Consider the following 11,303-nt stretch of genomic DNA (forward strand, 5'->3'; position numbering starts at 1 on the left):
AATGGAGAACCCCATGCTGCTACAAAAAACCGAAAAAGCCCGCCTGGAACTCTTGCCCGGCGTCCGCACCCTGAGCCTGCGGGAGCGTTCTCTGCTGCTCCTGGTGGATGGCAAGCCGCTGTCCGACTTGCAGGCCATGTACAACGGCATCGGCGCGCAGATTGTCGACAACCTCATGCGCCAGGGTTACCTGGCCGGCCCGGCCGAGCTACCTCCGCCCTCCGCCGCGCAAACCGCTGCACACAACAAGCCATCCATCCAGCGCCCGGAGCCCGGCGATGCCCTGCGCTCGCTGGCCGGCGCACGCATGTACCTGTTCGACACCTGCGAGCGTCTGTTTGTGCGCCGCGACCCCGTGCTGGCGCAGCAGTTTCGCGAGGCGCTGCGCGCCGCCAAGGACCGCGCGAGCATGCTGGACGTGGGCGAAGCCATGTTTGAAGAAGTAGCGATGACCGCGGGGGCCGAACGTGCTGCCAGCCTGCGCGAAAGGTTCGAGCAGTTGCTGCCTTCTGCGCCTTCGGCCTCCGAGCCGTTTGATTCGACCCAACCCTCAGCACTGGCTTGAGGGGTAGGTTTTTTGAAACGTGTCTTGCGCAAAACAGGGTTCAGGCAAGCGGTTCACCCCATGCCGAGGCGGCTGTTGCATCCCGACTTGCGTAGGTCCTGTGAAAATGATGCCGTGATCAGGCCGCAGCCAGCCGCCACAACGAAGTGACCTCCGCCGCGCGGGCAGCGTGCAGGGCGTCACCCGCATCGGCCGCCTTGGCGTGGTGCGGTTTCACATCGTGCCGGCCACGCACCACCAGCCCCGCATCGGCAATCCATTCGAGCAGTTGCGCGCGCGGGCGCAGGCCCAGGTGTTCTGCCAGGTCCGACAGGATGAGCCAGCCCTCGCCATCGGGCTCCAGATGGTCGGCCAAACCCGCGAGAAATCCCTTGAGCATGCGGCTGCCTTCGTCGTACACCGCGTGCTCAATGGGCGAGCTGGCGCGCGCGGGCACCCACGGGGGGTTGCACACCACCAGCGGCGCGCGGCCGGGCGGAAACAGGTCGGCCTGCAGCAGCTCGACCTGTGGCATGACACCGAGGCGCTGCAGGTTCTCCCGCGCGCAGGCCAGGGCGCGCGGGTCCTGGTCGGTGGCCACCACGCGCTGCACCCCACGGCGTGCCAGCACGGCAGACAGCACCCCCGTGCCCACACCAATGTCAAAGGCCAATGTCTTGCTAGGCAGAGCCGTGTCGGCCACCAGGCCCACGTATTCGCCGCGCACGGGCGAGAACACGCCGTAGTGCGGGTGGATGCGGTTGAGCGGTGGAGCGCCAAGCGCTTGCACTTCTACCCCCTTTTTGCGCCATTCGTGCGCGCCCACCAGGCCCAGCAACTCACGCAGCGTGGCCACCGAGCGCTCGCCCGTGGCCGTGCCCCAGGCTTCGGTACAGGCCTGGCGCCAATCGGGCGCGCGGCGCAGGTCAATGGTGTAGTCGCCTTCGAGCGGGATGAGCACCGACGCCAGCACCCGCGCGCGCTGCGCCTGCGCCTGGCGGTACAGGTGAAAGGCCTCGGCGGGGGTGGCGGCAGCGGCTTTTTCGGCGGCCTTGGCAGCGGACTTGCGGGGTTTGGCCGATTTGCCCGCCTTGCCTGATTTGGCATCGGCCCGGCGCATCAGCGCCTGTAGCAGCATGCGGGCGTTCTGGAAGTCGCCCTGCCACAACAGACCCGTGCCTTCACAGGCCATGCGGTAGGCCGTGTCGGCGGCCAAGGTATCGTCGGCGATGACAACCCGGCGCGGGGCCGGGGCACCGCTCTCGGAGCGCCACTGGGCTTGTTGAATCTGGCCCTGGAGGCTCCATTCGATCATTGAGTGCCTTTGCGTGATTACGCGTTGATGGGGCGCTTCAGGCGCACTTCTTCGATCTTGACGCCCCCCACCACAGCCGTCTTGGCGGTGGAGAGTTCGCGCTTGAAGCCCGCCAGTTCGTGGAACCGGATGGCGCGCTCGTTGCGCAGCGGCACCCACGCCGTAACGTTGGTGCAACCTTCTTCCTGCAGGCCGTCGCGGGCAGCATCCCACAGAGCCAGACCCACGCCTTGGTTCCAGTGGGTAGGTGCGGCGTAGATGGCCCAGATTTCACCAGTGGTGGGGCGGGATTTTTCATCGCGCGAGCGGTCGTAGCCGACAAAACCGACGATCTTCTCGCCGTCCACGGCCACCTGGACCTGGGGCTCGCAATATTCAATGGCCTCGCGCCAGTAAGCCTGGCGCTTTTCGACCGACATGGATTTCAACTGCTCGTCTGGCACCAGCCCTTTGTAGACCTCTTGGGCTGAGACGGTATGGATCTGGGCAATGGCTTTGGCATCGCGAAGCGTGGCGGGACGAACCTGGATACTGGACATGAAAAAACCGAACGAAAACAGGGAAAGAAAAAACGAAAGGACCGGCATTGTCGCCGCAAACGGTTTTTCCCCCTGTCCGGCCCCCTCGCAAACCCTCTGGGGGCCCTCTCAAATGCCTGTGTACATAGCATTGCGGCGCCGGTAAAGCGACTGCCGCTGCGGGCTGCGCCGCAAGCAACACCCAGCAGCGGGCGCCAAGCAGGATCTCAGGCCAGCGCCATGGAGCCCGAGAGCGAAGTCCCCGCCGCACCGGCTGCCGCCGCAGCACGCTGCACCAGCGCGCGCTTGTTACGGGGGCGCGGCACATGCACGGCAGGAGGCGCGCCGTTGATGGCCGAGAGCCCCAGCACCAGCGTGACGGTGCGCGAACACCCATCCTCGCGCTCGTCGCTCGCGTAGGCGCGGTAGCTGCCGTTGCCTTGCCCGTGGCGACGCTGCACCGTGTGGAAAGCCACACGCACGCCGCTGACGCGGTGGCCCCCGAAAGGCAGCACGCGCAGCCGCGCATCGCAGTCCAGCGCCAGCCCCAGATTGCCGTCGCGGTTGATGAGATCGGTGCGGATGGCACGCCATGTCTGCCCCTCGTCCATCGAAAACTGCCAGGTGCCTGCCTGGGCGTCCAGGTGCTCGATCACCACGCCAGCCGACGCCTGCGTGCCCGGGCAGTTTTCTTCCACGATCTGGGCCAGCGTGTTGCCCCCCAGCCCCGTGCTGCCCTGCGGCGAAGCGATAGCCCCCGGTCGTCGTTCGCCGTGGTGGCGGGACACATCGGAAGCGGCTGAACCTGGGTGAAGTGCATTGGCAGTCATGGGAAACCCTTTGAAAAACGAAGGTTGCGCATTGATGGATGGTTGGTACGCACCCCCTCAGGTGCTTTTCAATGCTTGACGGAAAGTCTAGAAAGTGCACAACGGAGCGTCCATCGCACAAATGGACTAGTCCGCAACAGTGTGTTGTGCGCAATACTTGCTCATGACTTACGCAAAACAGAGCTCAGGCAAACGGTTCATCCCAAGGCAAGGCGGGTGTTGCATCCCGGTTTGCGCCGGGGCTGTTGCTGTATGACTGCCCGCCTTTTGCTGGTGGACGACCACAACCTGTTTCGCACCGGGCTGCGCCTGATCGTGCAGGACCACCCCCGCGTGGGCACGATTGCCGAGGCGGGCTCGATTGCCGAAGCCTGCGCACTGCAACTGGCCGATGCCGACCTGGTGCTGCTGGACATCCAGCTGCCCGGCATGAGCGGCCTGGATGGGCTGCGCCTGTTGCGCCAGGCCTGCCCCCGGGCGCGCATCGTGCTGGTCTCGGCCAGCGTGGCGCCCGATGCGATCCATGAAGCGCGCGCCCGTGGCGCCGATGGTTTCCTGCCCAAATCCGCCAGCGCCGAAGACATCCTGGAGGCCATTTCGTGCGCCTTGTCGGGGCAGCCGTGTTTTCCGATCAACAGCGGCAACAGCGCCACCACGCGCGGGCCGGACACGCCGTCGCTGACCGCTCGCCAGCTCGACGTGCTGTCGCTGCTGTGCACCGGCAAGCCCAACAAGGTCATCGCACGCGACCTGGGCCTGAGCGAAAACACCGTGCGTGTGCACGTGGCGGCCATCTTTGCGCAGCTGGGCGTCAACAGTCGCAGCGCCGCCTTGCTGGCGGCCCAGCGCCTCGGCCTGTCCACCCCCCAGCTCCATGACTCCCTCTGAGGCCCTGCCGGTGCAGCCGGATGCCGCCCAGCCCCCCACCCGCTGGGGGTGGCCGGCGTGGGAGCGCGATGAGGTGCTGCGCGAGCAGGTGGCCCTGCTGCGGCACAACTTTCCGATGACGCTGCTCGCGTCGCTGGCCACCGCGCTCGGCACGTTGTGGGTCATGGCGCGGGTGGCCGAGCCCCAGGCCATCACGGTGTGGCTGGTGTCCCACGCACTCGTGGTGGCCGGGGTGTACCTCACGCTGCGCAGCATTGCGCCTTTCACCGACCCGGCGCAGCAGGCGGCGCGCAAACTGATCGCCTGCATGGCCGCCATGGGGCTGAGCTGGGGCAGCCTGGGGTATGTGGTGCTCTACTGGGGCACCCCTGAAAGTGTCATCTACGCCATCGGCATCATCAGCACGGTGTCGTCGGGCGCACTCGGGCTGGGGGCCCCGCTGTACCGCGCCTATGTCACCTACCTCACCTGTGCCATCGGCGGCGTGATGATGGCGGTGGCGCTGGCTGGCGGGCCTGTGATGTGGCCCGCGCTGTTTCTCACCGGTGTCTACTACGCGCTCACGGGCATGCAGGCGCGCACCGCCGACCGGGCCACACGGCGCAGCATTGCGCTCAAGCTGGAAAACGACCGGCTGGTGAGCCAGCTGCGCGCCGAATCGCAACGCGCCCTCGCGGCCCAGGAGGCCGCCGAGAAGGCCGACCGCGACAAATCCCGTTTCCTGGCCGCTGCCAGCCACGACCTGCGCCAGCCCTTGCACGCGATGGGCCTGTTCCTCGAATCGCTGCAGCGCAGCCCGCTCAACGACCACCAGCTCACCGTGCTAGGGCATGCCCATGCCGCCTCGGGCGCGGCGGCCGAGATGCTGACCACCCTGCTCGACTATTCGCGGCTGGAAGCCGGTGTGGTGAAGGTGCGGCCCGATGCCTTTGCCGTGCAGCCGCTGCTGACGGCGCTGGAGCAGGAGTTCGGCGTACAGGCCGACACGGCGGGGCTGGTGTACCGCACACGGGAGACTTCGGCAGCGGCCTTTGCCGACCGCTCGCTGGTCGGGCTGGTCATGCACAACTTCATCTCCAACGCGCTGCGCTACACGGCCAAAGGCGGTGTGCTGATTGCGTGCCGCACGCGCGGCAAGCGCCTGGCGCTGGAGGTCTGGGACACGGGGCCGGGCATCCCCCGGAGCCAGTGGGACAACATCTTCAAGGAGTTCCACCAGCTCGGAAACCCCGAGCGCGACCGCCGCAAAGGTCTGGGGCTGGGGCTGGCCATCGTGCAGCGACTTGCGCGCGAGATGAACACCTCGGTCGAGGTGCTGTCGCAGCCGGGGCGGGGTTCGGTGTTCCGGCTGTGGCTTGACCGCTGGCAGGGTGCACTGGAGGACGACACCGCGCCTGCGCCCGATACCGTCAGCCTCGTGGGCCTGAAGGTGCTGGCCATTGACGACGATGAGGCCGTGCGCCTCGGCATGCAATCGCTGCTGCACAGCTGGGGCTGCCAGTGCATCACCGCCGAGTCGAGCGCCGATGCGCTCGAATGCCTGGAAGACATCACACCCGACATCATCATCACGGACTTCCGCCTGCGCCACGAAGAGACCGGCAAGCAGGTGCTGCAGGCCCTGCGCGCCTACCTGGGCACCAGCGTGCCCGCCATCATCATGACGGGGGATACGTCACCCCAGCGCCTGCGCGATGCGCAGTCCACCTCGGCCCTGCTCCTGCACAAGCCGGTGTCCACCGGCCAGCTGCGCGATGCCATGGTGCAGCTCATCACCCAGCCGCAGCCCGTGCCACCGGACAGCATGCCGCAGGACGACGACGAGGGGACGGCTACAACCAGCGCCGCAGCATCCCCATGACCTGGTCAAACCGGGCGCCATAGGGAGGGTAGAACAGCGAGCCCATGGACCAGCGCGACTGCACCAGCACCGACTTCTGGTGGCAAAAACGCAGGAAGCCTTGCTCGCCGTGGTAGGCGCCCCAGCCGCTGTCGCCCACACCACCAAAGGGCAGGTTGTCGTGCGCAATGTGCATCAGCGTGTCGTTCACCGTCACGCCGCCGCTCACGGTGCGGCGCAGCACATCGTCGCGCACGGCCTCGCTCTGGCCAAACCAGTACAGCGCCAGCGGGCGCGGCCCGGCATTAATGTGGGCGATGGCATCGTCCAGCCGTTCGTAAGAGATCACGGGCAGGATGGGGCCAAAAATCTCTTCCTGCATGAGCTGCATCTGCGACGTAGCGCCAAACACCAGCGTGGGCAGCATCTGGCGGCTGGCGCCGTCGCCCAGGGTGCCCACCGTGTTCACAACGGGCTTGCCAGCAGCGGGGTCAATGGTCTGCACTTCGGCCCCCTGCGTCTGTGCCTGCTGCAGCATGGTGCGCAGGCGGGCGTGGTGGCGCGGCGTGATGATGGACGCGTAGTCAGCGTTGCCCTCGATGGTGGGGAACAGCCGCGCTACCGCGGCCCGGTAGGCCTGCGCAAACTCGCCCTCGCGGCCGCGCGGCAGCAGCACATAGTCGGGAGCAATGCAGGTTTGCCCCGCATTGAGCAGCTTGCCGTGCGCAATCTTGAGCGCCGCATCCGCCATGTCGCAGTGGCCGTCGATGATGCAGGGCGACTTGCCACCCAGCTCCAGCGTGGTGGGTGTCAGGTTCTGCGCCGCCGCTTGGGCCACCTTGCGGCCCACGGCGGTCGAGCCGGTAAACACCAGATGATCGAACGGCAGGGAGGCAAACAGGGCCGACAGGTTGGCATCGCCCTGCACCACACAGAACTCGTCGGGTGAAAAAAACTGGGCCACCAGCAACGCCAGCTGGGCCGAGGTGTGGGGTGTCAGCTCGCTGGGCTTGAGCATCACGCGGTTGCCCGCCGCCAGCGCCGTGATGGCGGGCGCCAGGGCCAGCTGCACTGGGTAGTTCCACGGGGCAATCACGCCCACAACGCCCAGCGGCTGGCGCTGGATGTGCGCACTGGCGGGCTGCAGGAAGATGGGCGTGCGAACCTTGCGGGGCTTCATCCACTTCGCCAGGTGACTCAGCGTATGCGACAGCAGAGTGCGCAGCACAAAGAAGTCGGCCACCTCGGTCAGGCGCGGAGAACGCATGCCAAAGTCGGCCTGCACGGCCGCTGCCAGCACCGGGCCATGCTCATTGAGCATCTTGGAGATGCGCAGCAGCCGCTCGCGGCGCACCAGCAGTGGCACATCCACATGCGCGCGGCTGGCCTGGCGTTGAAGATCGAAATGGGCGTGGATATCGGCGGGTGTCATGGTTGGATCATAGAAGACACCCCGACAGGCGCGTCACGAAAAAAACGGAGGTGACACCGGTGCAGGCTCCCTGTGGCTCCGCACTGGATGGGGCATGGTGCGGGGCAGTGCCCGGTCAGAAGCGCCCCTTCAGCGCACTTCGCGCGCCTCGACGTCCGTGACCTCAGCGGCGCCAGGCAGGATGCCACCTCGGCGCGATGCTGCGGTCTCTTCGCTGGCATCAGGCGCCGCTGGCGCGGCGCCACGGCGGCCCGAGGACCAGCGCTCGGTAGAGCGAAACACCGTGCTGAAGCCCGTGCGCGGGTCCATGCGCATGACCCACGGGGTCACGGGGCGGCCAGTCAGGCGAGCCCAGCCCGCCCGCAACGCCCAGACCAGCGCGAGCACCATCACCGCCACCAGCAGGCTGGCAAACAGCACCAAGCCCATGGCGACGACCACTACCCGAAGCAAAAGGCGCACAACGCCCGCAACAAAATCATTCAAACGTCACCTCTCCTTCACATCTGGGAAGAGGGAAAAAGGGGTTACCCCCTTTTCCCCTGGTCCCGATCAACCCTGCGGCGCGGCGCTGAACTGGAACACCCCCGGTTCCAGCACCGGGTTCACGCTCACTGCGATCACGCTCTTGGGAGGGAACTGTCCTTCCAAGAGCAGCTTGGACAGCGGGTTCTCAATGCGCTGCTGGATCGCCCGCTTGAGCGGCCGCGCACCAAACACCGGGTCGAACCCCACCTTGGCCAATTCTGCCAAGGCAGCATCGGACACCTGCAACTCCAAATCCATCTTCGCCAGCCGGGTTTGCAGCAGTTGCAGCTGGATCTTGGCGATCGAGGCAATGTGCTGCGCATCGAGCGCGTGGAACACCACGGTCTCGTCGATGCGGTTCAAAAACTCGGGCCGGAAGTGGTTCTTGAGCTCGCCCCACACCGCTTCCTTGATGTCGTCCGAGTCCTGTCCCACCATGGCCTGGATCAGGTGCGAGCCGATGTTGCTCGTCATCACGATCACCGTGTTCTTGAAGTCCACGGTGCGGCCCTGTCCGTCCGTCAGACGGCCATCGTCCAGCACCTGCAGCAGCACGTTGAACACATCTGGGTGGGCCTTTTCCACCTCGTCGAGCAGCAGCACGCTGTAGGGCTTGCGGCGTACGGCCTCGGTCAGGTAGCCACCCTCTTCATAGCCCACATAGCCGGGCGGCGCGCCGATCAGGCGGGCCACGGAGTGCTTCTCCATGAACTCGCTCATGTCGATGCGGATCAAGTGGTCCTCGCTGTCGAACAGAAAGCCCGCCAGCGCCTTGCACAGCTCGGTCTTGCCCACGCCCGTGGGGCCGAGGAACAGGAACGAGCCCGTGGGCCGGTTGGGATCGGACAGGCCCGAGCGCGAGCGGCGGATGGCGTTGGCCACCGCAGCAATCGCCTCTTGCTGGCCCACCACACGGTCGTGCAGCTTGGTCTCCATCTGCAAGAGCTTGTCCTTTTCGCCCTGCATCATCTTGGCCACGGGGATGCCCGTGGCACGACTCACCACCTCGGCGATTTCTTCGGCACCGACTTGTGTGCGGAGCAGGCGGCGCGCGGCAGGGGCGCCGTCCTTGCCCGCCTCTTGCGCCTGCGCTTCCTTCAGCTGCTTTTCCAGCTCGGGCAGCTTGCCGTATTGCAGCTCGGCCACCTTGTTGAAGTCGCCCTTGCGGGTGAATTCTTCGATTTGGAATTTGAGCTTGTCGATGGCCTCGCGCACATGCGCGCTGCCCTGCGCCTGGGCTTTTTCGGACTGCCAGATTTCGTCGTAATCGGCGATTTCCTTTTGCAGCTTGGTGATCTCTTCCTCAATGAGCGCAAAGCGTTTTTGCGAGGACTCATCCTTCTCGCGGCGCACCGCTTCGCGTTCGATCTGCAGCTGGATCAGGCGGCGGTCGAGCTTGTCCATCACCTCGGGCTTGGAGTCCATCTCGATCTTGATCTTGGACGCGGCCTCGTCGATCAGGTCGATCGCCTTGTCGGGCAGGAAGCGGTCGGTGATGTAGCGGTGGCTCAGCTCGGCCGCGGCCACGATCGCCGGGTCGGTGATGTCCACGCCATGGTGCACTTCGTACTTTTCCTGCAGGCCGCGCAGGATGGCAATGGTGGCTTCCACCGTGGGCTCGCCCACCAGGATCTTCTGGAAGCGGCGCTCCAGCGCAGCGTCCTTTTCGATGTATTTGCGGTACTCGTCCAGCGTGGTCGCGCCCACGCAATGCAGCTCGCCGCGCGCCAGGGCGGGCTTGAGCATGTTGCCCGCATCCATCGCGCCTTCGCCCTTGCCCGCGCCCACCATGGTGTGCAACTCGTCGATGAAGACGATGGTCTGGCCTTCGTCCTTGGCCAGCTCGTTCAGCACGCTTTTGAGGCGCTCTTCAAACTCGCCGCGGAACTTGGCGCCCGCGAGCAACGCAGCCATGTCGAGCGACAGCACGCGCTTGCCCTTGAGGCTCTCGGGCACCTCGCCCGCCACAATGCGCTGGGCCAGGCCTTCGACGATGGCGGTCTTGCCCACGCCGGGCTCGCCGATGAGCACGGGGTTGTTCTTGGTGCGGCGCTGCAGCACCTGGATGGCGCGGCGGATTTCATCGTCGCGCCCGATCACCGGGTCGAGCTTGCCAATGCGCGCGCGCTCGGTCAGGTCCAAACAGTATTTGGCCAGCGCGCCACGCTGGCCTTCGGCCTCGGCACTGTCCATCTTCTGTCCGCCGCGCACGGCCTCAATCGCAGCCTCCAGGCTCTTGCGCGTGAGGCCGTTGTCCTTGGCGATCTTGGCGGCTTCGCCCTTGCTATCGATCACGGCCAGCAAAAACAGCTCGCTGGCAATGAACTGGTCGCCGCGCTTGATGGCCTCTTTCTCCGTGGCTTGCAGCACGCGGCCCAGCTCGGGGCCGCCCTGCACCTGGTCGTTGCCCTGTACCTGGGGCAGACGCTTGACGGCGGCTTCCGCCGCTGCCAGCAGGCCGGGCACGTTGGCGCCCGCACGCTGCAGCAGCGCCTTGGGTCCGTCGTCCTGCTTGAGCATGGCCACGAGCATGTGCACAGGCTCGATGTAGGCGTGGTCGTTGCCCAGCGCAATGCTCTGTGCATCGCTCAGGGCTTCCTGGAACTTGGTGGTGAATTTGTCGAGACGCATGTGGATGTCCTCCGAATTGCGCTGCACTTGGGGCAAATCTTCCGGAATTTCAAGACGACGCCCCAGCGCAGGCCTTGCGCCAGATCAATCTTCGCCCAGGCGCCCTGATGCCTTGAACAGATTCATTTGATCACCGCCGGCTCAGACCGCCTGCGCCGAGCCCGCAAAGCAAAAAAGCGCAGGCGGAATACCGCCTGCGCTTTTTTTAGGGTCCGCGAGAAATTACTTGGCGGGAACGACGATCACGGTATCGCCCTTTTTGCCATCGGCTCCCGTATCGCCCGTGGCACCGGTAGCGCCAGTGGAACCCTTGGCACCGTCATAACCGGGAGCACCCGAGGAACCGGTGGCGCCAGTGGCACCCGTCTCGCCCGCAGGACCGGGAACGGCCACCGTGGCACCGGTCGAGCCGGTTGCGCCCGTAGCGCCAGCAGGGCCTGCCGGGCCCGGGACCACGACCACGGGGGCAGTAGCGGGAGGGGTCACAACCGTTTTCTCGCAAGCGGCAAGACCAAAAGTAACGATAAGTGCAGCGAGCAGCAGGGATTTTTTCATGGGAAGCCTTGTAGGAGATGAAGCGCACGCGATGATGAAACTGTGCGGAGAGTTTCTTTCTGGCTGCAACTGTGGCGTTCAACAGTCACTGCCAGCGGTAGCGCTAATTTATCGATGCCCCCCCTGCCGCCTTGTAGGACGGCCCGACGACTGCTTGTGGTTCCTGACGATGCCTCACCGCAACCCAGTGAGCCGACGAAGTCCTGGTGCAGATGAAACCTT

General features: G+C 65.8%; 10 protein-coding genes. 3 read left to right on the top strand and 7 right to left on the bottom strand.

All coding sequences use genetic code 11. The features are described from left to right. The first annotated feature begins 13 nt into the window (after window positions 1–13). Complete coding sequence (locus C8C94_RS10920; protein WP_121422805.1) at window positions 14–565, top strand: hypothetical protein; 552 nt, start codon at window positions 14–16, stop codon at window positions 563–565. A 118-nt stretch (window positions 566–683) separates the two neighbouring features. Here C8C94_RS10920 and C8C94_RS10925 read toward each other — a convergent pair whose 3' ends face one another. From C8C94_RS10925 to C8C94_RS10935, 3 genes are all read right to left on the bottom strand, one after another. Then, entirely contained in the window at window positions 684–1,859 is a 1,176-nt protein-coding gene (locus tag C8C94_RS10925; protein WP_121420723.1) for a class I SAM-dependent methyltransferase, read from the bottom strand. A gap of 17 nt (window positions 1,860–1,876) precedes the next feature. Further along, window positions 1,877–2,398, bottom strand: coding sequence for a GNAT family N-acetyltransferase (locus C8C94_RS10930; protein ID WP_055393295.1), 522 nt, complete (start codon window positions 2,396–2,398; stop codon window positions 1,877–1,879). Window positions 2,399–2,604: 206 nt separating this feature from the next. Next, window positions 2,605–3,207, bottom strand: a complete 603-nt coding sequence (locus C8C94_RS10935; protein ID WP_121420724.1) for a hypothetical protein — start codon at window positions 3,205–3,207, stop codon at window positions 2,605–2,607. Window positions 3,208–3,459: 252 nt separating this feature from the next. Between C8C94_RS10935 and C8C94_RS10940 the strand changes: the two genes are divergently transcribed. Then, a complete protein-coding gene (locus C8C94_RS10940; protein ID WP_055393190.1) occupies window positions 3,460–4,095 on the top strand; it encodes a response regulator transcription factor in 636 nt (211 codons plus the stop codon). Continuing rightward, the gene (locus C8C94_RS10945) at window positions 4,082–5,956 is read left to right on the top strand and encodes a hybrid sensor histidine kinase/response regulator (protein ID WP_121420725.1); all 1,875 of its coding nucleotides are present in this window, start codon (window positions 4,082–4,084) and stop codon (window positions 5,954–5,956) included. Before C8C94_RS10940 ends, C8C94_RS10945 begins: the two co-directional genes overlap by 14 nt. On the opposite strand, the gene C8C94_RS10950 is transcribed toward C8C94_RS10945, so the two are convergent. The 4 genes from C8C94_RS10950 to C8C94_RS10965 all read right to left on the bottom strand — a co-directional run bounded on the left by C8C94_RS10950 (window position 5,928) and on the right by C8C94_RS10965 (window position 11,081). After that, window positions 5,928–7,367 (bottom strand): coniferyl aldehyde dehydrogenase, encoded by a 1,440-nt coding sequence (locus C8C94_RS10950; RefSeq protein ID WP_121420726.1) that lies wholly within the window; start codon window positions 7,365–7,367, stop codon window positions 5,928–5,930. The two genes, C8C94_RS10945 and C8C94_RS10950, sit on opposite strands and share 29 nt — an antisense overlap. A 129-nt stretch (window positions 7,368–7,496) precedes the next feature. Next, the gene (locus C8C94_RS10955) at window positions 7,497–7,853 is read right to left on the bottom strand and encodes a hypothetical protein (protein WP_055393184.1); all 357 of its coding nucleotides are present in this window, start codon (window positions 7,851–7,853) and stop codon (window positions 7,497–7,499) included. A gap of 66 nt (window positions 7,854–7,919) precedes the next feature. Beyond that, window positions 7,920–10,526 (bottom strand): ATP-dependent chaperone ClpB, encoded by a 2,607-nt coding sequence (gene clpB / locus C8C94_RS10960; protein ID WP_121422806.1) that lies wholly within the window; start codon window positions 10,524–10,526, stop codon window positions 7,920–7,922. 222 nt (window positions 10,527–10,748) lie between these two features. Further along, window positions 10,749–11,081 (bottom strand): collagen-like protein, encoded by a 333-nt coding sequence (locus C8C94_RS10965; RefSeq protein ID WP_121420727.1) that lies wholly within the window; start codon window positions 11,079–11,081, stop codon window positions 10,749–10,751. Window positions 11,082–11,303 lie beyond the last annotated feature (222 nt).

This window comes from Acidovorax sp. 94, from assembly GCF_003634645.1.
Classification (GTDB): Bacteria; Pseudomonadota; Gammaproteobacteria; order Burkholderiales; family Burkholderiaceae_C; genus Acidovorax; species Acidovorax facilis.